Origin of the sequence: Streptomyces sp. NPDC050508 (assembly GCF_040655155.1) — a bacterium.
Lineage (GTDB): Bacteria > Actinomycetota > Actinomycetes > Streptomycetales > Streptomycetaceae > Streptomyces.
In genome coordinates, this window is record NZ_JBFAJJ010000010.1 from 169228 (window position 1) to 192981 (window position 23754).

Here is a 23754-nt window from a genome sequence, read left to right on the forward strand (position 1 = left end):
GGTGCAGCTGCACCGCGCACTGCGCTCAGATGCTCCCGGATGCCGCGGCGACCGCCGACCGCTCATCGGACGAGTTCCGCAGTCGTGGGCGCGATACCCGCCGTGAGTGCCGACAGCTGTCCGGCGAACGCCGCCACCACACGTCCGGCGGTGGCGTCGTCGATCAGCTGCCTGCGGTAATGGAGTTCACCCGACAGACCACCCTCCGCGTACTCGACGATCAGCGCCAGATCGAACTTCGGCTGCGGCTGCCGCAGCCGGCGGCGTACGCACGTGACCCCTGGCAGTTCGAGCCGGATCGCCGTGCTCATGCTCAGACAGATCTCCGGGAAGCTGCGCGGGCGCGGGATCACGTCACGCAGGAGTTCCGCGGCTACCGCGCTGAAGGGGAGGTCCTGTTCCGAGACCGCCTGCGCGAGCTGTCCGGCGGCGGCGAGGATCGCGGGCTCGGGTGCGGTGTGCGGGTCGCCGTCGGCGCGTAGCAGCACGGTGTTGACGAAGCAGCCGGTCGCCCGGGAGGAGTTGTTCTCGGTGCGGCCGGCGGTGACCATGCCCAGCGGGAACTCCGGGAGGTCCAGGGTCTCGCCGACCGCGCGCTGGAACGCCGCCGAGAGCAGCGCGGGGAGGGTCGTACCGATGCGGCCGGCTGCGGTGGGTGCGGGCAAGGGGGTGCCGAAGGTGATCTCGACCGGGAGGCCGGACGCATCTGCTCCAGCCGCGGGGCCGTGCCCCGCGTCGATGACGGTCCTTCGGACGGCCAGCGGGAGCAGCTCCACGCCCTTCAGGCGGGTCACCGCCTCAGCCGCCCTGGCGCGGGTGGCCGGGTGGTCGAGGGCCGCGATCTCCAGCGCGTTCAGGTCGCAGGCGGTCACCGGGGACGGCTCCGGGCGGAAGGCGGGGTCCGCGCAGCGGCTGCGCAGGTCGCCGAGGAAGACCTGGAAGGACACCGCGTCCACGACCAGGTGGTGCCAGACGAAGAGCAGGACGTGGTGGTCCTCGGCCACCGTGATCAGCAGGCAGCGGGTGAGGGGGCCGCCGGTCAGGTCGATGCCCGTACGGGACTCGCGCAGGACGAACGCGTCGACCGCCGACGCCGTATCGACCGCTCCGGTGTCGGCCGCCCGCACCGCGCCCCCCACTTCGGCGGCGGACACCCGCCGCACCCCGATCCGGTGAACACCGAGCTGCTGCACCGGCAGCGAACCGTCCGCGAGCACCGTCGAGCCGAACACGGGGTGAGCGGCGAAGGTCGCCTCCAGAGCGGTCGCCAGGCCTTCGGCGTCCAGCGGTCCCCGCAGCTCGAAGCACGCGTTCTCGATGTACAGCTCCGGATTGTCGGTGACCGTCTCGTGCATCCACATGGCGAGCTGCGTGGGGCTCAGCGGCCCCCGTACCGCACCCTTCGCGGCGGCGGGCGCCGCCGGTGCCTCGGCGAACGGCGCCTGTTCGATACGTGCGGCGAGCCCGCCGGCGTCGGCGGTGGTGAGGACGTCCGCCGCGCTGACCCGGCGGCCGGTCAGCTCCCGCAGCCGGGACGCCACGCGGACGGCGCTGAGGGAGGTGCCGCCGATATCGACGAACCCGTCCCCGGCCGCGACCGGAACGGCGCCGAGCACGGCCTGCCAGCTGCCGATCACGAGGTCCAGGACGGTGGCACCGCCACCCAGCGGCGAGGACCCCGCGACGGAACCGGACGGCGGAAGCCCGCCCAGCGGCGAAGACCCCGCAGCCGAACCAGGCAACGGAAGCGCGCCCAACGCCGCGTGATCCGTCTTCCCGTTCTTCGTCAACGGCACCGCCTCCACCAGCACGAACGCCGCCGGCACGGCATACGCGGGCAGCCGTTCGCGCAGCGCGGCCCGTGCCGCCCGCTCGTCCGGAACCTCTCCCGGCCGCGGCCGGAGGTACGCGACGACCGCCGGACCGTGCCCCGGCAGATCCCGCGCGCCCACCACGACCTCCTGCACGTTCATCACCGCGTGGACGGCGGCCTCGACCTCCCCCGGCTCGATGCGGTAGCCGCGGACCTTGAGCTGGCGGTCGGCGCGACCGCCGAAGACGATGTTGCCGTCCGGGAGGGTGCTGACCAGGTCGCCGGTGCGGTAGGCCCGTTCGCCGTCCGGCCAGGTGAAGAACCGTGCCGCGGCCTCGCCGCTCGCGCCGAGGTAGCCGCGGGCCACGCACCCGCCGATCGCGACGAGTTCGCCGTGCCCGTCGGCCGAGGGCGCGCCCGTCCCGTCGATCACGGCGAGCCGGCTGCCTTTGACGGCGGTGCCGATGGGCGTACGGGCCAGCGGGTCCCCGCCGGTCCTCGGCACCGTGAACACCGCGCAGATCACGGTGGTCTCGGCGGTGCCGTAGGCGTTCACGACCGTGAGTCCCGGGCGGTGGCGCATGAGGTCCTGCAGGAGGCCGAGCGGGATCGGTTCGACGCCGACCATGAGGCGGGTCAGTTCGCGGCAGAACACGGGGTCGGCGGCCGTCCGGGCGAGCAGGTCGGGCAGGAAGGACGGCGGGACGTACGCGGTGTGGATCGCGTGCCGGTCGAGGAAGGCGAGGTAGTCGGCCGCGTCCAGCCGGTCCTCCTCCGGTACGACGACGACCGTGCCGCCGTGGGTCAGCACCGGCCAGACCTCCCAGATGGAGGCGTCGAAGTCGGGGCTGGACCAGGCGGCGCCGCGATGGACCGCGGGTACGGGGGCCCGGTCCGCGAAGTCGTCGATCAGTTCCAGCACGCCGTGGTGCTCGACCTGCACGCCCTTCGGGTTCCCGGTGGAGCCGGAGGTGTGGATGACGTACGCGACGTCGGCCGGGCGGGTCGGGAAGTCCGGCAACGGCGAGACATCCGCGAGGTCCAGCGGCGTCGTCGTGTCGTCCGCCCAGCCCCCGGCGAGCTGCTCCGGCGCCACGGTCGGGCGGCCGTCGACGTCCGCACCCGCGACGGACAGGCACAGCGCGGGGCGGCACCCCTGAAGCATCCGGCCGATCCGCCGCGCGGGCTGCGCCGGGTCGATCGGCGCGTAGGCGGCGCCCGCCATGAACGCGGCCAGCGCGGCGGCGATCGCGTCCCGCCCCGGCGGCAGGAGCAGGGCGACCAGGTCCCCCGGGCGCACCCCCCGGGCCCGGAAGTCCTCGGACCACTGCCGGGCGCGGGCCATCAGGTGGGCGTACGTGGTCGTGCCCGCGCGGTCGATCACCGCGGGCCGTCCCGGGTGCCGGCGTGCGGCGTCGGCGACCGTGTTGAGCAGGTCCTGCTGTCCGGTGCTCCGAATGCTGTTCATCTGTGCCAACTCATCTCTCTGGGGTGGGCGATCGGCTTCGGCGGGTGGTGCGGACAGGGCCGGGGGGAAAGCGGACAGCGAAGGCCGACAGCGGCAGCCGATGAAGACCGGCGCGGGAACTCAGCCGACAGCGGCGGCCCGGGCATCCGGTGCGTCCGGCACGCTCTCGCTCACCGCCCTCAGATCCCGCGCCGAACGCACCGCGTACAGCAGCACCGGCGTACAGAACATCCACACGGCACCGACGATCAGCATCGTCGTGGGCGAAGTGACCAGCGCGGCCGGCCCGATCAGCGCCTGCCCGACCGGCAGCAGCCCGATGCTGCCCAGCCACTCGTAGGAGCTGACCCGGCTCATCGCCGCGACCGGCACGTTCTGCTGCATCGCCGTCACCATGAAGACGTTGAACATGGACAGGCCGATGTTGCTGACCAGGGCGGCGGCGCCGATGAGCGGGACGGGGGCGGCGACGGCCAGCGCGAGCAGCTGGAGGCCGTAGAGGCCGAGCGGGATGAACGAGCTTCGCAGGATGTACTGGGGGCGCATGCGCAGCGCGATGATGCCGCCGAGGATCGAGCCGAGGCCCGCGCAGGTGGTGATGACCGCCCAGGCGGGGGCGCCGCCCAGTTCGGCCTTGGAGACCGAGGGGCCGAAGACCTGCCAGGCGGGCAGGACGAGGAGGTGGAATCCGCCGCACCAGGCGACGAGGGTCCACAGCCAGGTGCGGGACCTGAACTCCTGCCATCCCTCGCGCAGTTCGTGGATCATCGAGGGGGCGGGCCCGTCCGCGCCGCGCGGCTTCACCGGGAGGCGCAGGAGGTACAGGGCGACACCGCTGATCCCGTACGTCAGCCCGTCGGCCATCAGGGCCGCTGCGGGAGAGACGAACGAGACGAGGATGCCGCCGATGGCGGGGCCGAGGGTCCAGGCCATGTTCTCGCTGAGGCCCATCATGCCGTTGGCGCGCTGGAGGTCGCCGGGTGCGACGACTTCGGCGAGCAGTCCGGTGGCGGCCGGCTGGAAGAACGCGGCGGCGGTGCCCGCGACCAGCTGGAGCACGATCATGGTGGTGATCGAGGCGTGGCCGGTGAGCAGCAGGGTGCCCAGCAGGAGCTGGGAGCAGAACCTGGTGACGTCGCAGACCAGCATCAGGCTCCGGCGGCCGACCCGGTCGGCGATCACCCCGCCCACCAGCAGGAGGGCGACGGTGGGCACGATGCGCGCGGCGAGCACGATGCCCAGCACCGACGCCGAGCCGGTGAGGTCGAGCACGGCGAAAGCGAGGGCGATGGGCACGATGGCGTCGCCGATGACGGAGGAGGTCTGGCCCACGTACAGCAGGCGGAAGGGGTGCTGCCGCAGCAACGTTGGTTCTCGCGCGGTGGTCACGGTGTCCTTCTGGGAGGGGTTCGTCAGGCCTGTACGGCTGGCGCGTCGGTGCGCTGGGCGGGGTCGCCGGGGTCGAGATCTCGCTTCTCCTCGGCGGCCAGCAACTCGCCCAGGCTCTCCTCGTCCATCCCGGCCACGAGCGCCTCGACGACGGCCTGGGCGAGGCCGGCGACGGTGGGGGCGTCGAGCAGGGCCCGGATCGAGAGGTCCACGGCGAAGGCGCGCCGCAGCCGGGCCATCAGGCGCACGGCCAGCAGGGAGTCGCCGCCGAGGTCGAAGAAGCCGCGGTGCCGTGCGACCGGGCCGCACGCCAGTACCTCGTCGAAGAGTGCGGCGACGGACGTCTCGATCTCGCCCCGCGGCCCGTCCTCGGGCTCGGCCGTCGCCCGGGCGAGGTCGGGTGCGGGCAGCTGCGCGCGGTCGAGCTTGCCGTTGGGGGTGAGCGGGAGTGCCGCGAGGACTGTCGAGGTGGCGGGGACCATGTGCGGGGGCAGGTGCCGGGCGAGGTGGTCGCTCAGGTCCTGCTCGGTGGCGTCCCGGTCGGCGCCGGGGGCGAGGACGAGGTAGGCGGCGAGCCGGGGGTGTCCGGGGTCGGTCTCGTCCAGTACGACGGCCGCGGCGGCGACCTGGGGGTGGTTCGTGAGCGTCCGTTCGATCTCGCCGAGTTCGATCCGGAACCCCCGGAGTTTGACCTGGTGGTCGCGGCGCCCCCGGTACTCCAGCTCGCCGTCGGGCCTGCGGACCGCGAGGTCTCCGGTGCGGTAGAGCCGTCCGCCGCCGCCCGCGGGGTCGGGCAGGAAGCGCTGCGCCGTCAGCTCCGGCCGGTTGAGGTAGCCGTCCGCGACGCCCGCGCCGCCCACGAACAGCTCGCCGGTCTCGCCGTCCGGCACCGGTTCGAGCCGGTCGTCCAGCAGGTGCAGGGTGAGGTCGGCCAGGGGGGCGCCGATGGGGCTGCCGGGGCGGTCGAGGTCGGCGGGGGTGACCGGGCGGTGGGTGACGTGGACGGTGGTCTCGGTGATGCCGTACATGTTGATCAGGCTCGGCGCGTCGGTGCCGTACCGGTCGATCCACGGGCGGAGCGTCGCGATGTGCAGGGCCTCGCCGCCGAACACCACCGTCCGCAGGGACGTCGCGGGGAACCCGGCGGACCCGGCGGCGGCGATGAGGTGGGTGAAGGCGGTCGGGGTCTGGCTGAGGACGGTGACCTGCTCGGTGCGCAGCAGTTCCCACATGGCGTCGGGGTCGCGGGTGACGGCGTACGGGACGACGATCAGCCGGCCGCCGTGCAGCAGCGCGCCCCAGATCTCCCACACGGAGAAGTCGAAGGCCGCCGAGTGGAACATCGTCCACACGTCGTCGGGGCCGAAGGCGAACTTCTCCTCGGTGACGGAGAACAGGCGCAGGACGTTGGCGTGGGTGACCCGTACGCCCTTGGGGCGGCCGGTCGAGCCCGAGGTGTAGATGACGTAGGCGGCGTCCGTCGCGCACACCGGCTCGGGTGCCGCGGCCGGTTCGTGCCCGGCGGCGGGCGGCTCGACCGTGAGGAACGGTATGCCGTGGACGCCGAGCCGTTCGTCGAGTCCCGGGTCGCCGAGGAGGATGCCGCAGCCGGCGTCGCTCAGGGTCAGCCGCAGGCGTTCGTCGGGGTAGCCGGGGTCCATCGGGACGTAGGCGGCGCCGGTGCGCAGGACCGCCAGCATGGCGGCGATCAGGCCGACGCCGCGGTCCGCGCACAGCCCCACGAGCGTGCCCCGGCCGGCGCCGGCCGAGCGCAGTCTGCCGGCCAACTCCGCTGCCGCCAGGTCCAGTTCGGCGTAGGTCAGGGAGCGGGTGCCGTCCGACACCGCCGTGCGCTCCGGCCACCGACTCGCGACCCTCGCGAAGGCCCCGTACACACCTGAAACAGTCATGACGTCAATTCCTTGTGCTCGGTGGGAAGTCGGTACGAGTCCTCGATGGTGCGGCGTACGGTGGCGACGACGTCCCGGGCCGCTTCCTCGTGCAGGTAGAAGTGGCCGCCGGGGAAGATCCGCTGGCGGAAGGCCGCGCGGGTCGTCTTCTGCCAGGCCCGGTTCTCGGCCGTGGTGACGGAGGGGTCCTGGGCGCCGGTCAGCGCGGTGACCGGACAGCTCACGCCGGTCCCGGTCCACGGCCGGTACGTCTCGCCGACCCGCAGGTCCGCCCGGAGCACCGGCAGCAGGAACGCCATCAGCTCCCGGTCCCGCGCGACCGCCTCGTCACAGCCGCCCATCTCTTCGAGCCACGCGATGAGCTGCTCGTCGGTGAGCCGGTACGACGCCGTCGCGCGCGCCGCCATCCCCGGTCCCGGCGATCCCGAGACGAACAGGTGCGCGGGGCTGATCCCGTACCGCTGTTCCAGGCGCCGGGCGACCTCGAAGGCGACGAGGGAGCCCATGCTGTGGCCGAAGAGGACCAGCGGGAGGTCGGGGCGGGCGGTGAGGCGGGGGGCCACCTCGTCCGCCAGTTCCGCGCAGGTGTCCAGCAGGGGTTCCGTGAAGCGGCCGGTGTGGCCGGGGTGGGTCACACCGAGCACCGCGACGCGCGGCCCCAGCTCCCGCTGCCACCCCCGGTAGACCGCCCCCGAACCACCCGCGTGCGGGAATGCCACGACCACGGCCTCCGTCCCGTCCGGCAGCTCCGCGACATCCGGGCACGGGCTCCCGGTCACCGGGCGGTACCCGCGAAGGTACGGGCGCTCAGCGGGCGGGTGTCCGTCCAGATCCGGGCGATGCGGTCGAGACACTCGGCCTCGGTACCGGCCCGGCCGTCCGCCCGCCAGCCGTCGGGGACGGGGCGCCGCGCAGGCCAGATCGAGTACTGGCCCTCGGAGTTGACGACCACCAGATAGGGGGCATCGGGGGCGGGGACGGGGAGGGAAGGGGGCATGGCGGGGCTCCTGAGAGGGGTCGGGGAGGCGGGATCAGCGGGTGCGCGGGGCGAGAGGTGAAGCACGGGTCGGGTCAACTGGCGTACGGGCAGGGGCGGTGGGGTCGGCCGGAGGGGCCAGGTCGGGTCGGGCGGTGTGCGGGCCGGGCGGTGAAGCGCGGGTCGGGCAGCAGGTCCGGGTCGGGCAGGGCGGGTCGGCCCGGGGTCGGGCCGCAGGCCGGGGTCGGGCCGCAGGCCGGGGAGGCGCCGCACGATCTTGATGGGTCGCCCCCGGCTCAGCCCGTGTGCGGGCCCCGCGCGGTGAAGTTCAGGTCCGTCAGCAGGTCCAGGTCGGCAGCCGCGTGTGTCAGCCGCAGCCGGGCCGCCTCGCGCCACAGCCGTTGCGGCGGGCCCATGCGGACCGCCTCCACGCGGGCCAGCCGGTAGTGGCGCTGGACGCCGAGTTCCGCGGTGAGGCCGTGGACCCCACAGACGTGGACGGCGGTCCGGGTGGTGTCCAGGGCGAGTTCGGCGGTGAGGGCGAGCGCGTCGACCGCCGCGCGGGCGCCGGTGCGGCCCTGGTCCGCCAGCGCCGCGGCCCGCCGGACCACCAGGCCGGCCGCGATCAGCCTGGCCTTCAGGTCGGCGAGGGCGAAGGCGACGGCCTGATGGTCGCTGAGCGGCACACCGAACTGCCGCCGCCGCGCGGCATAGGCGCTCGCCTCCGCGTGGGCTCCCGTCGCGACGCCGAGCAGGTAGGCCGCCTGACGGATCCTCCGCCGCGCGAGCAGGCCGTCCGGGACGGGTACGGCGTCCTCCCGCCGTACGGCCACACGGTCGAGACGCAGCCGGGCCGTGCCGTCCGCCGTCCTCTCGAACCGCAGTCCGGGCCGGTCCCGGGGCAGCAGTACGACGGTCTCGGCGGCGCCGGTGAGCAGCGGCTCGCGGGAGCCCGGCGTCGTACCCGCACCCGTACCCGCACCCGCGGGCAACGTCAGCAACAGCACGTCGGCATCCGCGTCATCGACCGCCCAAGTGCCGGAGATCTCCCAGCCGTTGCCGTTCGGCGCCATGGCAGGAGCGTGCCCGGGGTCGGGGGCGCCGGCCGCGGCGGTGATGGTGCCCCCGGCCAGACCGGCCGGCCACTTCTGGAACCCCGGGGCGGCGATACGCAGCAGGTCGGCGGCCAGGGCCACGTCTCGGTAGGGGCCGCCCAACGCATGCCGCCCGAGTTCCTCGCACACCATCGCCGAAGCCCCCAGCCCGAGATCGAACCCGCCCGCCTCCGTCGGCGCGTCGAAGCCGGGGACCCCGAGTTCGACCAGCGCGGGCCAGCCGGGACACCTGGCGCCGGGCAGAGCGGCAGGGCCGTGCACCGCCCGCGCCGTGTCCTGGTCGCGGCCCAGCACCGCCGCCCCGAGCCGGTCACGGACGGCCGCGCGCAGCCGGCGCAGCAGCGGATCGGCGCCGGGCCGGTCGGCCTGGACACCTTGTGCCTCTTGGGCACCCGCCGACGCGATGATCTGGAGCATCACCTCGGAGGTGCCCGCCGACAGAGTCAGGCCCGGCGCCTCCCGGTAAGCCGCTTCGAGAACCGCCGACCGGACGGTGGGCGGTCCACCGGTCAGCCCGTTCGCCCAGCAGGCCACCCGCTGGGCCGTCTCGCTGGTCAGATACTTCGCGGTGGCCGTCGCGACGTCGTCGGGGGTACCGGTGCTCGCGGCGATCCCGTCGATCACGTCCCAGGACAGGAGCCGCCCCGCCTCGACCTCGGCGCCGTACCGGCCGATCTCCGCCAGGTTCTCCTCGGCGGCGGCGCTGTCGCGCAGTTCGGCGAGGGCGCCGGCGTACCAGCGTTCGGCCTTGAGGGAGTAGTCCAGGCCCGTGCGTTCGACGGCGAGCGCTTTGGTGAGCAGCGGCCAGCCGCCGCCGACGGGACCGATCACGTCGGCGGCCGGGACCCGGACGGCGTCCAGTGTGATCCGGTGGAACTGTTCGTCGGCGATGCCGTGGACGACCTCGCGGCGGACGCCCGGCGCGTGCAGGTCGACGAGGAAGAGGGTGATTCCCCGGTAGCGGCCCCCGGGCTCGCCGGTGCGGGCCGCGCACAGCGCGATGTCGGTGATGTCGCTCTTGAGGCTGAACGACTTGGTGCCGGTCAGCTCGAACCCGCCGTCGTACGCGGTCGCGACGGTCTCCAGGGCGGCCAGGTCGGAGCCCGTTCCCGGCTCGGTGTAGAGGACGCTGGCGAAGGCGGTGCCGTCGGCCAGCGCGGGGAGGTGGCGGGATTTCTGCTCGGGGGTGCCGGCCATGAGCAGGAACAGGCCGACGATCTGGACGGAGTTGACGTGCAGGGTGTCGGGGACTCCGGCGCGGACGAGTTCTTCGGCCACCGCCGCGGCGTCGGCGAGGCCCAGGCCGCGGCCGCCGTATTCCTCGGGCCAGTTGACGGCCAGCAGGCCGCGCCGGCCGAGGGCGCGGTACAGCGGGCGCACGTCGGGCTCGCGCACGCCGGGGGCGGCGAGGCGGTCGAGGAGTTCCCGGACCTCGGGTTCGGCGAGGGCCGTCCGGACCTGGGCGCGCGGCGAGGTGCGGTCCGGCGCCGCCGTGCAGGGGAGTTCGTCGACGGTCATCGTGCCGCTCCGCTCTCCGCCTGGAGCAGTCGGGCCGCCTCGGCCTCGGACATCTGCTCGATCCGTGCCATCAGGTCGTCCTCGGCCCCGGCCGAGGCGCGCGAGCCGTCGACGAGCGCGGCGAGTCCCACGACGGTGGGCGCCTGGAAGAACTCCGAGAGCGACACGGCCGCCTGGAACAGCGCGGTGATCCGGGACATCAGCGCGACGGCCTGGAGGCTGTTGCCGCCGAGTTCGAAGAAGTCCTCGTCGACGCCGACGCGTTCACGCCGCAGGAGTCCGGCGAACACCTCGGCGAGGGTGCGTTCGGTGTCGTTCCCGGGTTCCGTGTGCGCGGCCTCGCCGGCCCGGTCCGGCTCCGGTTCGGGCAGGGCCCGGTGGTCGACCTTCCCGCTGATCGTCAGGGGCAGCGCGGGCAGGGTCACGTAGTACGAGGGGGTCATGTAGCGGGGCAGCCGCTGCCCCACTTCGGTGCGCAGCCCGGGGACGTCGACAGTGTCGGGCGCGACGTACGCCACGAGGTGGCGGTCCCCGCGCGGGTCGGTCCAGGGGACGACGGTGACCTGGTCCACGCCGGTGCCGGCAGCCAGCGCGGCCTCGACGTCGCCGAGTTCTATGCGCAGTCCGCGGATCTTGACCTGCTTGTCGATGCGGCCGAGGAAGACCAGGCCGCCGTCGCGGCGGCGGCGGACCAGGTCGCCGGTGCGGTAGAGCCGGCCGTCCGGGGTGGACCCGAACGGGTCGGGTACGAACTTCTCCTCCGTGAGTCCGGGGGCACCGAGGTAGCCGCGGGCCAACCCCTCGCCGCCGATGAGGAGTTCCCCGGCCACGCCGTACGGGACGGGTTCGAGGTGGCGGTCGACGACGTGGGCGACGTGGCCGGCGATGGGCAGGCCGATCGGCGGGGACGACGTCCAGTGACCCTCGCACTCGTGCACGACCATGGTGACGGTGCACTCGGTCGGGCCGTAGCCGTTGAAGAAGCGCCGGCCGGGGTTCCACCGGTTGACGAGTTCGCCGGGGAACGCCTCGCCGCCGACGAACACGATCCGCAGGGCGGGGAAGCGTTCCGGGTTCAGCAGCGCCATGACGGTCGGAGGCAGGTCGGTCACGGTGATGCCGGCGCTCTCGATCAGGTGCTGGAGCGCGTCGACGTCGAGCCGTTGTGCGTCGGTGGCGAGGTGGAGGCGGGCGCCGGTCAGGAGCGCGTTGAACATCTCCCCGACGGACACGTCGAAGTTCGCGGCGGCGTATCCGAGCACCCGGTCCGCCGGGGTGAGTTCGAACAGTTCGCGCGCCGCCTCGACGAAGCCGACCACCGAGTGGTGTTCGACGAGGACGCCCTTGGGGACGCCGGTGGTGCCGGAGGTGTACAGGACGTAGGCGAGGTCGGCCGGGGCCGGGCCCTGAGCCGGGGCGTCGGCAGGCAGGCTCGCGAGGAGGTCCGCCGACCGGTCGAGGAGCAGCGTCCCGGTGCTGTCCGCCGGCAGCCGGTGCGCGAGATCCCCGTGGGTGACGACCAGGTCCGGTCCGGCGTCGTCGAGGATCGCCGTCATCCGGGCGGCCGGGTACGCCGGGTCGACGGGGACGTACGCGGCCCCGGCCTTCAGCACGGCGAGGACGGCGGTGACGAGGTCCGCGGTACGCGGCAGACACAGCACCACCCGGCCGCCCGCGGTCACCCCGCGCTCCCGCAGCAGATGGGCCAGCCGGTTGGCGCGGGCGTCGAGTTCGCCGTACGTCAGTTGCTCGTCCCCGGTGACCAGGGCGGTCGCGTCCGGGGTGGCGCGGGCGTGGCGTTCGAAGGCGGCCGGGATCGAGAGGGGCGGGACGGCGAGGGCGGGGCCGTTCCAGCGGGTGAGGTGTTCGTCGCGGTCTTCGGCGGACATGAGGGGGGCGTGGGAGGCGCGGCACCCGGGGTCGCGGGTGACCGCGGCGAGCAGTTCCCGGTAGGCCGACTGGAACTGGCCGATCGTCTCGGGGTCGAAGAGGTCGGTGCTGAACTCGACGGCGACCTCGACGTTGCCGTCCGCCGCTGTCACCACGCTCCAGCTCAGGTCGAAGCGCGAGGTGCCCGGGTCGATGAGGCGCTCGTCGACGTCGAGGCCCGGCAGGGTGAGCGGGGAGCCGGCGTTCTGGAAGGCGAAGACCACCTGGAAGACCGGGGAGCGGGACGGGTCGCGGCGCGGGCGTACCGCCTCCACCAGTGCGTCGAAGGGGAGTTCGGCGTGGCTGAGCGCGTCCCGGGTGAGGGCGGCGACCCGGTCCAGCAGTTCCCGGAAGGTGGGGTCGCCGGAGAGGTCGGCCCGCAGGGGGAGCATGTTGACGAAGAAGCCGATGAGGTTCTCGGCCTCGACGGTGTCGCGGCCGGCGACCGGGGTCCCGATCACCAGGTCGTCCTGGGCGGTGTACCGGTGCAGCAGCAGGAGGAAGGCCGACAGGTGGACCGCGTACGGCGTGGTCCCGGCCGACCTCGCCAGCTCGTCGACGGCCTCGGCCGTATCCGATGGCAGCGCGGCCGTGCGGCAGGCGCCGCGGTAGGAGATCTCGGCCGGCCGGGCCCGGTCGGCGGGCAGTTCCAGGGTGGGCGCGCCCGCGAGGGTGTCCCGCCAGAAGCCGGTGAGCTGCCGGTGGCGGTCGCCGGTGAGGCGGTCGCGCTGCCATTGCGCGTGGTCGCCGTACTGGACGGGCAACGGCTCGATCCGGTCGGCGGCGGCGGTGTCGCCGGTGCCGACCGCGTAGTAGGCGGCGAGTTCCCGCGCGAACACCCCGCCGGACCAGCCGTCGAAGACGGCGTGGTGGACGACGAGGAGCAGGATCTGCTCGTCGTCGGCCAGCCGCAGCAGTTCGGCCCGCCACAAGGGGGCCTGCGCCAGATCGAACGGAGCCCGCGCCAGCGCCAGCGCGATCCGCTCGGCCTCGGCCTCCGGCTCGTCCGTTCCCCGCAGGTCCCGCACGGGGAGCGCCGCCACGAGGTCGGGGACGACGAACTGGCGTGCCTCGCCCGCCTCTTCACGGAATCCGGTCCTGAGCACCTCGTGCCGCGCGACGACGGAGGCCAGCGCCCGGTGCAGCGCGGGGATGTCGAGCCGGCCGCCGATCCGGTACGCGGTGCCCACGTTGTAGGTGGCCCGGCCGGGCGCCAGTCGGTCGAGGAACCAGAGGGTCTGCTGGCCGTGGGAGAGCGGCGCCGGTCCGGCCGTCCGGCGCGGCACCGGCCGCGCCGCCGAGGTCTGCCGGGCGCCCGCCCGCAGCCGGGTCAGCAGCTCGGCCCTTCGGTCTTCCGGAAGGCGCGCCAGCCTTTCGATCAACTCACTCACCGTGGATCTCCTTAAGCCTGCTGCCCGACGGGCCCCAATTGTTTTCCAGAGTAGTTTCCAGGGTTCCCCCGCACCTTCATCTGCGTGTTGAATCCCCAGTACGCAGAAGGATGAGGAAAGCCCAGTCCGAGGATGTTTTCTCAGCATGAGGATTACCCCCGGGGTAATCATGACGCCTACCCGGAAAGGAGGGCCGCGTAAGTATTTCTGCGGTGTTCCTTTCGGCGTTCCGTCCGTCTAGCATGATCCCGGCGCGGCGAACAGTGGAGGCCGCGCGTCACGGCTATCGGACTTCCGGGGAAGCGGGTCGGAAATGACTGATGACAGCGAAAGTGTCCGGGAGCAACCGCGGATCATCGCTCTGTGGAGTGCCCCGAGATCCCGGTCCACCGCTTTCCTGCGGATGATGATGGAGCGCGACGACCTCGTCGTCCTGCATGAGCCGTTCTCCGTTCTGGCGGGTTTCGGCGAGTTCGAGATAGCCGGGCGCACGGTGCGTACGGAGTTCGAACTCATCGGCGCCATACGGGAGTTGGGCGCGGAGCGGCCGGTATTCTTCAAGGACACCACGGACTTCCACTATCCGGGGGTGCTGGCCGACGAGGAATTCCTGCGCGAGAGCGCGCACACCTTCATCATCCGCGATCCGGCGGAGGTGATCGCGTCCCATTACGCCCTCAATCCCGACCTCGACCGCGCCGACATCGGATTCTCCCGGCTGCACGAGCTGTACACGGCCGTGGAGAAAGCGCAGGGTGAGGCCCCGGTCGTCGTCGATTCCGACAATCTGCTGGATCACCCGGAGGCGACGGTCCGTTCTTATTGCGAGCGCATCGGCCTGCATTTCCGCGCCGACGCGCTGACGTGGCGGTCCGGCGTGCCGTCGGAATGGCGCAAGACGGAACGCTGGCACGTGGACGCGAGCGAGAGCACCGGATTCGTGCGGCGCGAGAAGAACTACGCGGACACGGTGGAGAGCAACGCCTATCTGGCCGAGATCCACGCCGAGCAGTTTCCGTTCTACGCGTACCTTTTCGAGCGCCGGATCGCGGTGGGGGCGTGAGCGGCGCCCGTACCGCACCGCCGGCCGGGGCCGAGGAGCTGTCGCCGACGAAGCGGGCGCTGCTGGAGCTGATGCGCAGCCGCCGGGCCGCCGGCGGGGGTGTGGTCGTGCTCAGGGACGGTGCGCCCGGCGCGGGAGATCCGCTGGTCCTCGTCCACCCCATCGGCGGCGGTGTCTTCTGCTACGCCGAGCTGGGCAGGCGGCTGCCGCCGGGGCGGGCGGTCTGGGCGCTCGCCGCGGACGGTCTGCTCGACGGCGCGGGCCCCGAGCCCACCCTCGCCGAACTGGCCCGGCACTACCGGGAGTTGCTGGCCGCCGAAGGGCTGCGTACGCCCGCGGCCGTGGCGGGCTGGTCGTTCGGCGGGGTCGTCGCCCACGAGATGGCGCGGCAGTGGTCCGCCGGTACGGACCGGCCGGCGCCGCCCGTCGTCCTGATCGACTCGGCGCCATGGCCGGAGGAGGCCGGGGCCTGGACGCCGGCCGAGACTCTGCGGGCCTTCGTGGAGGACCTGCTGGGCTGGAGCGGTACGGAAGGGCACGAGGCGCTGACCCCGGCCACCTGGGAGCTCCCGGCGACGGAGGCGCTGGCCTCGGCCATGCTCCAACTCAGGCTGAACGGACAGGACTTGGGGCTGTCCGCCGCCGATCTGCACATCAAGTACCGGGTGTTCGCACGCGCCACCCGGGTCATGCGGGCCCACCGCCCGGCGCGGCACACCGGCCCGGTCACGATGATCCGCGCCGCGGACTCGCCGGCCCGCCCCGAACCGTGGGCCGCCCTGTGCGACGGGCCCGACCTCGACGTCGTCACCGTGCCCGGCGACCACTTCGGCGTCCTGCGGGACCCGGTGGTGCGGCGGGTCGCCGAGGTCGTCGCCGCGACCCTCGCCTCGATCTGACATCCGAGCCACAGCAACCCGACAACCTGGAGTGAACGCCGTGAGCGTATTGACGACCGATCAGAACACCGCCGCCGAAGCCGCCGAAGCCGCCGAAGCCCTGGGAGCGTCATTCGCCGAAGGCGAGCCCGTCGAGGACGAGTACCGCCACGAAGCCGAGCTGTACGACACCCTGTGGGCCGACCTCAACACCCTCGACCTGCCGTTCCAGCTGGCCCGCACCGAGGAGTTCGGCGGTCCGCTGCTCGAACTGGCCTGCGGCACCGGCCGGGTGCTGCTGCCCTGCGCGGCGCTGGTCGAGCGTGCCGTGGGCGTCGACATCTCGCCGTCCATGCTGGAGCAGGGCCGCGCGAACCTGGCGGCGGCCGGGGTTCCGGAGGGCCGCGTCGAGCTGGTGGAGGGGGACTTCCGCACCTTCCGGCTCGGCGAGAGGTTCGCCCTGGTGCTCGCCGCCGGCCAGCCGATGTACCACCTGGAGACCACCGAGGACTGGCTCAGCGCCCTCACCTCGATACGCGAACACCTGCTGCCCGGCGGCAGGTTCGCCACCGGCGTGCCGATCTTCAGCGACGAGGTGATCGCCGAGTACGACCGGCGCCAGCTGTTCGCCGGCGAGATCCGCCACCCCCGTACCGGACAGCGCATCGCCATGTGGGACTTCAACACCTTCGACACCGGGGCGCAGAAGATCACCCGGCGCCGGGTGAGCGAGGTCCTCGACGAGGAAGGCCTGGTCCTGGAGAGCCGGCACAGCCTGCGGACCAACTTCTACCGCTCCCCGGAGCAGATCCGCGAACTGCTCGGACAGGCCGGCTTCCGGATCGAGCGGGAGCACGGCGGCTTCGACGAGTCCCCCTTCGGGCCCGGCTCCGAGTACTACGTGTGGGTCGCCTCCGCCGCCGAGTGAGCCGCCCGTACCACCCCCTCCACCAGCGCACACAAGGAGACCAGCCATGTCCACGGTGATCGAGAACCGCACGCGGGACCGGATCGAGCAGATCATGCGTACCGCCTGGGCCCAGGTGCTGGGCACCGACGCCTTCGGGCCCGACGACAGCTTCTTCACCCTGGGCGGCGACTCGATCACGGCGATACGGCTGGTGGGCGTCTGCCGCGCGGGCGGCGTCGAGATGAAGGTGGCGCAGGTCTTCCTGCACCCCGTCTTCCGCGACCTGGTCGGTTTCCTCGGCGGCGCGGAGTCCGCCGAGCCCGCGCCGGTCCCGGACCGGCTGTCCACGACGCTCGCCGACCTCGACCCCGCGCTGGTCCCCGCCGGGGTGGTGGACGCCTACCCGCTGTCCGCCGTGCAGTTGGGCATGCTCTACCACTGCGAACTCGACGGGGACTCGGGCCTCTACCACGATCTGACCAGCTGTGAGATCCGGGGCCGCTGGGACCGGGCCGCGCTGGAGGAGTCCCTGGCCGCCCTGTGCGACCGGCACGACGTCCTGCGCACCTCCTTCGACCTCGCCGACTTCCGGGAACCGCTCCAACTGGTGCGGGCGCGGGCCGTCGTACCCGTCGAGGTCGAGGACCTGAGCGCGCTGGACCGGGCCGGGCAGGAGGAGGCGCTGGCCGACTGGTGGGCGCGGGAGACCGGCGTGCCGTTCGACCTGTCGACGGCGCCGCTCCTGCGGGTGCACATCGGCCTGCGCTCACCGGAGTCCTTCCAGCTCTCGCTCTCGGTGCACCACATCCTGGTGGACGGCTGGAGCTACGCCCGGCTCGTCACCGAACTCCTTACCGAGTACGCACGCCGTACGGCCACGGGGCCCGTGCTGCCCGCCCTCTCCGGCGTCAGGTACCGCGACTTCATCACGCACGAACAGCGTGCCGTCGCCTCGGCGGACTCCCGGGACTTCTGGTCCGGGCTGCTCACCGGCGCCGCTCCGCTGCCGCTGCCGGCGCCCGACGGCGCGGCGCGCGGCGAGGCGGAGACGCTGACCGTGCGGGCGATACCGGCGGACCTGACCGCCGGTGTGCGCCGGGTCGCGGACGAGCTGAGGGTGCCGGTGAAGAGCGTCCATCTCGCCGCGTATCTGCACGCGTTGAGCGTGCTGTCGGGGTCGGACGACGTGGTCGGCGGGATGTGCGGGAGCAGCCGTCCCGAGCGGGAGGGTGCCGAGCTGGTCCTCGGGGTGTTCATCAACGTCCTGCCGGTGCGGCTCGCCGTGCGCGGCGGGACCTGGGCCGAGCTGGTCACGGCGGCCTTCGACGCCGAGCGCGCGCATCTGCCGCACCGCGCGTACCCGCTCGCCCGGATCCAGCGGGACCTGGGGCGGGCGCCGTTCGAGACGATGTTCAACTTCACGGATCTGCACGCGTTCGACGCCATCGGTGCGCTGCCGGGCATCGAGGCGGACGGCTGGCGCTTCGCCGACCGCACCAACTTCCCCGTCGTGCTGGAGGTGAACCGGCGCCCGCTCCAGGACGAGGTGTTCGACCTCCAGGTCAGGGTCGCCCCGGAGGCGACGGCGGCTACGACGGGACGGCGGCTGGCGGAGCTGTTCCTGAACGCGCTGGCGCTGCTGACGGCGGATCACACGGCGGCGTACTGACGGCGTATCGCACGGCGGCGTACTGACGGCGTATCGCACGGCGGCGTACTGACGACGTATCGCACGGCGGCGGTCCGGCCGGGCCGCCGCCCCTTTCCTTTTCATGAGATGGAGTGGTCATGGAGTACCGACGGTTCGGGCGGCTCGGCTGGCAGGTCGGCGAGGTCGGCTACGGCATGTGGGGCATCGCCGGCGGCGAGGGCGGATGGACCGGCGCCGACGACACGGTGGGTGACGCGGCGCTGCGGGAGAGCGTCCGGCTCGGCTGCAACTTCTTCGACACGGCCTGGATCTACGGCCGCGGGCACAGTGAGGAGCTGCTGGGCAGGCTGGTGGCCGACGTGCCGGGGACCCGCCTCCACACGGCGACGAAAATCCCCCCGAAGAACCGCGTGTGGCCGTCGAACCGGGAATCGAGACTTGAGGACGTATTTCCCGCCGACCACATCATGGAATACGCGCACAAGAGCCTCGAAGGGCTGGGAAGGGAAAAGATCGATCTGCTTCAGCTGCACGTCTGGGAGGATTCCTGGGCTGACGACGAACGCTGGCAGGAACCCGTTCGTGCGCTCAAGGACCAGGGGCTGGTGGAGGGTTTCGGGATCAGCGTAAACCGCTGGGAGCCGGAGAATGTGGTCAAGGCGATGGAGACCGGCCTCGTCGATTCCGTGCAGGTGATCTACAACATTTTCGACCAGGCGCCCGAGGATGAACTCTTCGACGCCTGCCTGGAAAAAGACATCGCGGTTGTCGCCCGCGTCCCGTTCGACGAGGGCACGCTCACGGGGACGCTGACCGAGGACACGACCTGGCCGGACGGCGACTGGCGCGCCTCGTACTTCGTCCCGGAGAACCTGAAGGCGAGTGTGGCGCGCGCCGAGGCACTGAAGGAGGTGCTGCCGCCGGGGGTCACGCTCCCCGAGCTGGCACTGCGCTTCATCCTGCGGCACCCGGCGGTGAGCACCGTCATCCCCGGGATGCGCAACGTCGGACACGTACGGTCCAACCTCGGGGTGAGTGGCCGAGAGCCCCTGTCCGACGCGCTGATGGCAACCTTGCGCGGGCACCGCTGGGACCGGGTGCCGACCGCCTGGTCCCAGTGAGCGGTGGACCGATCGTGGTGTGCGGGGGTGGAGAGAAGGTGGCCCTTCTCTCCACCCCCGCACGGCACGATCAGCTCGCGGCCTCCAGCTGCCAGTGGTGACCGCCCTGGGTGAAGCGGGTCTGCCGGGCGGTGCCCCGGTTGCCGGGGAGGCCGGTCAGCGTGTGGACGGTCACCGTGCCGCGGTACAGCTCGGCCTCCACCGTGCCGCTGACTTCGGCGGCGAGCACGTCCGCGGCCTCGGCGGCGGCGCGGCCCGCGGCTTCGTAATAGCGGCCCTCGTACACGGCGGTCGCGAGCGCGCCGGACAGCTCGCGCATCAGCAGGGTGCCGGGCTTGTCCAGGCACGCCTGCCGCAGCGCCGCGAGGCAGTGGCCGAGCACGTCGAGGCCGGGCGCCTCGTAGACGCCGCGGCACTTGGTGCCGTTGACCCGGTTCTCCACGGTGCTGCGCAGGGAGATGCCGTGCCGTCCGCCGCTCGCGTTCGCCCGCAACACGGCCTCCAGTGCCGTGACCGGCACGCCGTCGATCTCCACCGGCCTGCCGCGCTCGAAGCGGATCCGGACCGTCTCCGGTTTGTCGGCGGCCTCCGCGGGCCAGACCGTCATCAGCGGCGACACGGCGGTCGGCGGGGTGGCCAGCGACTCCAGCAGGTCGCTCTCGTGCGAGAAGCCGGCCAGATTGCCCTCGACGGAGTACGTCGCCCAGCCGGCCAGCTGCTCGGGGAAGCCGACCGAGGCCAGGTACGCGGCCATGCTCCCGCGGTCGGGGAAGCGCTCGCGCATCCAGGGCGCCGTCCAGGGCGTGAAGACCTCCAGGCCGGGTGCCAGGGCCGCGGTGTAGCGGGCGAACCGAGCCTGGTCGTTGCCGCCGCCGACGCAGCCGTGCGCGAGGATCTCGCATCCGTCCTCGCGCAGCACCCCGGCGAGCCCGGCGACCAGCACGGCGCGCGAGGCCCCCGTGGTGTTCCAGTAGCCGCCGTCGTACGACGCCTCGTGCGCCACGAGCCGCAGCGCCGTCTCCGCCATCTCCGCCCGCAGGTCGACGGTCCGGACGGTGAGCCCGAGCCGGCCGAGCGCCTCGTACAGCGCGGCGCCCGGGGCCGGGCCCGTCTGGCCGATGTCGGCGACGTAGGCGATCGTCTCCACGCCCTTCGCGGCCAGCCAGGCCGCGACGGCCACACTGGACAGCCCGCCGGAGACGAGCATTCCGACTTTCCGGTCCCGCAGTTCCTCGATATCCATCGTCCATCCCTCTGCATCGATACCGGACACACGAAATTCAGCGCGACAGTACTGCCGTTTCTTTCCGGCTGTCAATTGCCGGGGAAGAACCCGTCGGATTCCGTCCGGGTAATCCTTTCCCGTACACCGGAGTAATCACCTGAATATGCGTGACGGGAATTGACGCGCCCTATGCTCGCCTCGGTGGGACTGCCCCGCCGGCCACTTCCGGCAGTAGGACGTTCAGGGAGCGTGCATGCAGTCAAGAGCGGTGAATAAACAGTTGGCGGGTGAATTCGCGGGCCGGTACGTCCGGTATCCGAAGGACCGGAATGTGCTCCAGCTCTTCGAGTCCTGGGTCGAGGCGGCCCCGGAGGCCACCGCGGTCACCTTCGGTACGGACACGCTCAGCTACCGCGGTCTCGACCGGCGCGCCGCCGCCCTCGCCGCGCGGCTGCGCGAACTCGGCGTCACCCGGGGCGACTTCGTACCGCTCGCGGTCGAGGGCGGTCTTGAGCTGCCCGTCGCCATGATCGCCGCGATGAAGCTGGGCGCGCCCTTCGTCCCCGTCGACGACCAGGCGCCCGCCGACCGGCTGCGCGGGATGCTCGCCACGCTCGACGCGAAGCTGGTGGTCTGCTCGCCCGGCCTCGCGGACCGCCCGTTCGGGGTCCCGGTCCTCCCGGTGGACGCCCTCGCCCTGCCGGAGGACGTCCCGGCGCCGGACACGGACCCCTCGGACCTCGACGACCCGGTCTACGGCTTCTACACCTCGGGCTCGACCGGTCTGCCCAAGTGCGCCGTCAACATCCACCGGGGGCTGCTGAACCGCTTCCAGCACATGACCGCGCACCTCAGCGACCGGTCCGACGAGGTCGTCCTCCAGAACAGCCGCCACCAGTTCGACTCCTCCCTGTGGCAGCTGCTCTGGCCGCTCACGACCGGCAGCCAGGTGGTCATCCCGAAGCGGTCGGGCATCCTCGACCTCACCGCGACGATCGACGTCGTCCACCGGCACGGCGTGACGATGACGGACTTCGTCCCCTCGGTCTTCGCCACCCTGGTCGAACTGCTCACGTCCGAACCCGGCCAGGCGGCGCGGCTGCGCAGTCTGCGCACGGTGCTCATCGGTGGCGAGGAGATGACCGCGGCGGCCGTGCACACCTTCCGGGCACTGGTCCCGGGGGTGACCGTGGTGAACACCTACGGCCCGACCGAGGCCTCGATCGGCTCGGTCTTCCACGAGGTGTCCGACGCCGACCGCGACCCGATGCCCATCGGCCGGCCCATCGACAACACGTACGCCGTGGTCCTGGACGAGGAGCTGCGGCCCGTCACGCCCGGCGAGATCGGCGAGATCTGCGTCGGCGGTGAATGCCTGGGCCTCGGCTACCTCAAGGACCCCGAGCGCACGGACGCCGCGTTCATCACGAACCCCTTCCCCGAGATCCCCGGCACCCGCCTCTACCGGACCGGTGACCTGGGCTTCCACCGGCCCGACGGGGTGCTCCAGTTCAGCGGCCGGCGCGACCACCAGGTCAAGATCGGCGGAGTCCGCATCGAACTCACCGAGGTCGAGGCCGCCGTCCTGACCCATCCGCTGGTGAGGGACGCCAAGGCGGTGGTGGACGAGAACCAGGGGAATCCGCTGCTGACGGCGTTCGTGGTGCTGCGGGAGGCGGGGGCGGGGGACGACGGCCTCCGGGAGCACGTCGGGCGCGCCCTGCCGCCCGCCCTGGTCCCGCGCCGCTTCGTGGTGCTCGACCACATGCCGCTGACGCCCAACGGCAAGACCGACCGGCGGCAGCTGGCGGCACTGCTCGCACCGGCGCGGCGCGCGGCCGTACCGGAGGCCGGAGGTGAGGTCGCGGACGAGACCGGCGAGTCGGTGCGCGCGGCGTGGCTGCGGCTGCTGCCCCGCTCCGAAATACGGCCCGACGACGACTTCTTCGCCTGCGGCGGCGACTCCCTCAGCGCGCAGCGGCTGGCCGTCCGGCTGACGGAGATCACCGGTACGAAGTGGTCGGCCCGCGACGTGTTCCTCCACCCGACGCTGGGGGCCCAGCTCGCCCGGATCGCCGGACGGGGGATGCCGACCACTGCTCCGGCGCCGGCGCTGGAGGCCGCGTCGTTCATCGAACGGGCCGGTAAGGACACGGAGTTGCCGGCCGGGATCAGCGCCGACCTGGAGCGGCTGGGGGCGGCGAAGGCGGCGGCACAAGCGAAGCCGAACGCGGCGCCACCCCAGCACATCCTGCTCACCGGCGCGACCGGCTTCATCGGCGCCCAGCTCCTGCACAACCTCCTGTCCTCCACCCCGGCGACAGTCCACTGTCTCGTCCGCGCCAAGGACGCCCCGTCCGCGCGCCGGCGGCTCACCGCCCAGCTCGCCGGGTACCGGCTGTGGGACGAAGCCTGGCCGGAGCGGATCGTCGCGGTGCCCGGCGATCTCGGCGAGCCCCGACTCGGGCTCGGCGCGGCGGAGTTCGACCGGCTGGCCGAGGTGACCGACACCGTCGTACATTGCGGCGCGACGGTGAACTTCACCCGGGACTACGCGGCGCACCGGAACGTCAACGTCGGCGGCACCCTGGAGCTGATCCGGCTCGCGGCGCGCTCCCGGCTCAAGCCGTTCCACTTCCTGTCCACCCTGAGCGTCCTGCCCCAGGGGCGGCCTCTGGAAGAGCCCGCAGCGGCGGACCTGCCGCCGGCCGACGGCTACAGCCGCTCGAAGTGGGTGGGCGAACTCCTGCTCCAGCGGGCGGCCGAGCGCGGACTGCCGCTGACCGTCCACCGGTTCGGCGACGTGATGCCGCACTCCCGGCACGGCGTCCCCAGCCCCTGGGGCCTGCCCGACCTCCTGGTCCGGGCCTGCGCGCGGACCGGCCTGAGGTTCCGCAGCCCGGCGGTCATGGACTATCTCCCCGTCGACTACGCCGGCGCCCTCGTGACGGCCGCCGTCCTGCGCCACGCGTACGGCTACTTCCACCCCATGCGCCCGCAGCCGACCCGGCTGGACGAACTGCTCCTGGCCTTCCGCCACGAACTGGGTCTCACCGAGGTGTCGTACGAGACGTTCTGGAACGCGGTCGAGAAGTCGGCGGCCGTCGACGGCGACCGTGACGCCGCCGCCCTGCTGGCCCTGCTCCCCGAACCGTCCGGCGACGCGGCCCACGACGGGAAACGGATCGCCGCACTCCTGCGGTACGAGCCGCTCCCGGCCACCCGCCGCAACGCGGACCGCCTCGCCGCCACCGCGGGCCTCGGCCGCCCCCCGGTCGGCCCCGAGACCTTCGCCCGCTACGCCGGCCACTACCGCACCACCCGGCAGGACGGCGCGGCCCTGCCGGTCATTGAACTGGTGGGCTGAACTCCCTGAACCCACGGTCGCCCCGAACGG

The 23754-nt window shown here is 72.8% G+C and carries 14 protein-coding genes; 6 read left to right on the forward strand and 8 right to left on the reverse strand.

Translation table 11 applies throughout. From position 1 onward, the window contains the following. Window positions 1-62 precede the first annotated feature (62 nt). The 7 genes from AB0I69_RS27965 to AB0I69_RS27995 all read right to left on the reverse strand — a co-directional run bounded on the left by AB0I69_RS27965 (window position 63) and on the right by AB0I69_RS27995 (window position 13509). The gene (locus AB0I69_RS27965) at window positions 63-3281 is read right to left on the reverse strand and encodes an amino acid adenylation domain-containing protein (protein ID WP_363098458.1); all 3219 of its coding nucleotides are present in this window, start codon (window positions 3279-3281) and stop codon (window positions 63-65) included. Window positions 3282-3401: 120 nt separating this feature from the next. After that, entirely contained in the window at window positions 3402-4670 is a 1269-nt protein-coding gene (locus AB0I69_RS27970; RefSeq protein WP_363098459.1) for an MFS transporter, read from the reverse strand. Between the two features lie 23 nt (window positions 4671-4693). Beyond that, window positions 4694-6580 (reverse strand): amino acid adenylation domain-containing protein, encoded by a 1887-nt coding sequence (locus tag AB0I69_RS27975; protein ID WP_363098460.1) that lies wholly within the window; start codon window positions 6578-6580, stop codon window positions 4694-4696. Continuing rightward, window positions 6577-7359: an alpha/beta fold hydrolase gene (locus AB0I69_RS27980; RefSeq protein ID WP_363098461.1), complete on the reverse strand. Its 783-nt coding sequence runs from the start codon at window positions 7357-7359 to the stop codon at window positions 6577-6579. The genes AB0I69_RS27975 and AB0I69_RS27980 overlap by 4 nt, the downstream gene beginning before the upstream one ends. Beyond that, window positions 7356-7577, reverse strand: coding sequence for an MbtH family protein (locus AB0I69_RS27985; protein ID WP_363098462.1), 222 nt, complete (start codon window positions 7575-7577; stop codon window positions 7356-7358). Before AB0I69_RS27985 ends, AB0I69_RS27980 begins: the two co-directional genes overlap by 4 nt. Before the next feature lie 275 nt (window positions 7578-7852). Further along, on the reverse strand, window positions 7853-10189 hold the full coding sequence (locus tag AB0I69_RS27990; protein ID WP_363098463.1) for an acyl-CoA dehydrogenase family protein: 2337 nt from the start codon (window positions 10187-10189) through the stop codon (window positions 7853-7855). Then, window positions 10186-13509 carry an amino acid adenylation domain-containing protein gene (locus tag AB0I69_RS27995; RefSeq protein WP_363098464.1) on the reverse strand — a complete coding sequence of 1108 codons (3324 nt, stop codon included), beginning with the start codon at window positions 13507-13509 and terminating at the stop codon, window positions 10186-10188. The genes AB0I69_RS27990 and AB0I69_RS27995 overlap by 4 nt, the downstream gene beginning before the upstream one ends. A 313-nt stretch (window positions 13510-13822) precedes the next feature. On the opposite strand from AB0I69_RS27995, the gene AB0I69_RS28000 reads away from it, so the two are divergent. The 5 genes from AB0I69_RS28000 (at window position 13823) to AB0I69_RS28020 (ending at window position 19132) form a co-directional block, all read left to right on the forward strand. Beyond that, entirely contained in the window at window positions 13823-14572 is a 750-nt protein-coding gene (locus AB0I69_RS28000) for a sulfotransferase family protein (RefSeq protein WP_363098465.1), read from the forward strand. After that, entirely contained in the window at window positions 14569-15471 is a 903-nt protein-coding gene (locus tag AB0I69_RS28005) for an alpha/beta fold hydrolase (RefSeq protein ID WP_363098466.1), read from the forward strand. Before AB0I69_RS28000 ends, AB0I69_RS28005 begins: the two co-directional genes overlap by 4 nt. Window positions 15472-15511: 40 nt before the next feature. Further along, on the forward strand, window positions 15512-16378 hold the full coding sequence (locus AB0I69_RS28010; RefSeq protein WP_363098467.1) for a class I SAM-dependent methyltransferase: 867 nt from the start codon (window positions 15512-15514) through the stop codon (window positions 16376-16378). A 46-nt stretch (window positions 16379-16424) separates the two neighbouring features. Next, entirely contained in the window at window positions 16425-18029 is a 1605-nt protein-coding gene (locus AB0I69_RS28015; protein ID WP_363098468.1) for a condensation domain-containing protein, read from the forward strand. 119 nt (window positions 18030-18148) lie between these two features. Then, on the forward strand, window positions 18149-19132 hold the full coding sequence (locus tag AB0I69_RS28020; protein ID WP_363098469.1) for an aldo/keto reductase: 984 nt from the start codon (window positions 18149-18151) through the stop codon (window positions 19130-19132). Window positions 19133-19202: 70 nt separating this feature from the next. On the opposite strand, the gene AB0I69_RS28025 is transcribed toward AB0I69_RS28020, so the two are convergent. Continuing rightward, window positions 19203-20375 carry an argininosuccinate synthase domain-containing protein gene (locus tag AB0I69_RS28025; protein ID WP_363098470.1) on the reverse strand — a complete coding sequence of 391 codons (1173 nt, stop codon included), beginning with the start codon at window positions 20373-20375 and terminating at the stop codon, window positions 19203-19205. 235 nt (window positions 20376-20610) lie between these two features. Here AB0I69_RS28025 and AB0I69_RS28030 point away from each other — a divergent pair, with 235 nt between their 5' ends. Continuing rightward, window positions 20611-23724, forward strand: a complete 3114-nt coding sequence (locus tag AB0I69_RS28030) for a non-ribosomal peptide synthetase (protein ID WP_363098471.1) — start codon at window positions 20611-20613, stop codon at window positions 23722-23724. The last annotated feature ends 30 nt before the right edge of the window (window positions 23725-23754 follow it).

Bases quoted from the DNA above. Each gene is read 5' to 3' on its own strand.
- AB0I69_RS27965 (WP_363098458.1), bottom strand. From the start codon at position 3,281: ATGAACAGCATTCGGAGCACCGGACAGCAGGACCTGCTCAACACGGTC.
- AB0I69_RS27975 (WP_363098460.1), bottom strand. From the start codon at position 6,580: ATGACTGTTTCAGGTGTGTACGGGGCCTTCGCGAGGGTCGCGAGTCGG.
- AB0I69_RS27985 (WP_363098462.1), bottom strand. From the start codon at position 7,577: ATGCCCCCTTCCCTCCCCGTCCCCGCCCCCGATGCCCCCTATCTGGTG.
- AB0I69_RS27990 (WP_363098463.1), bottom strand. From the start codon at position 10,189: ATGACCGTCGACGAACTCCCCTGCACGGCGGCGCCGGACCGCACCTCG.
- AB0I69_RS28000 (WP_363098465.1), top strand. From the start codon at position 13,823: ATGACTGATGACAGCGAAAGTGTCCGGGAGCAACCGCGGATCATCGCT.
- AB0I69_RS28015 (WP_363098468.1), top strand. From the start codon at position 16,425: ATGTCCACGGTGATCGAGAACCGCACGCGGGACCGGATCGAGCAGATC.
- AB0I69_RS28020 (WP_363098469.1), top strand. From the start codon at position 18,149: ATGGAGTACCGACGGTTCGGGCGGCTCGGCTGGCAGGTCGGCGAGGTC.
- AB0I69_RS28025 (WP_363098470.1), bottom strand. From the start codon at position 20,375: ATGGATATCGAGGAACTGCGGGACCGGAAAGTCGGAATGCTCGTCTCC.
- AB0I69_RS28030 (WP_363098471.1), top strand. From the start codon at position 20,611: ATGCAGTCAAGAGCGGTGAATAAACAGTTGGCGGGTGAATTCGCGGGC.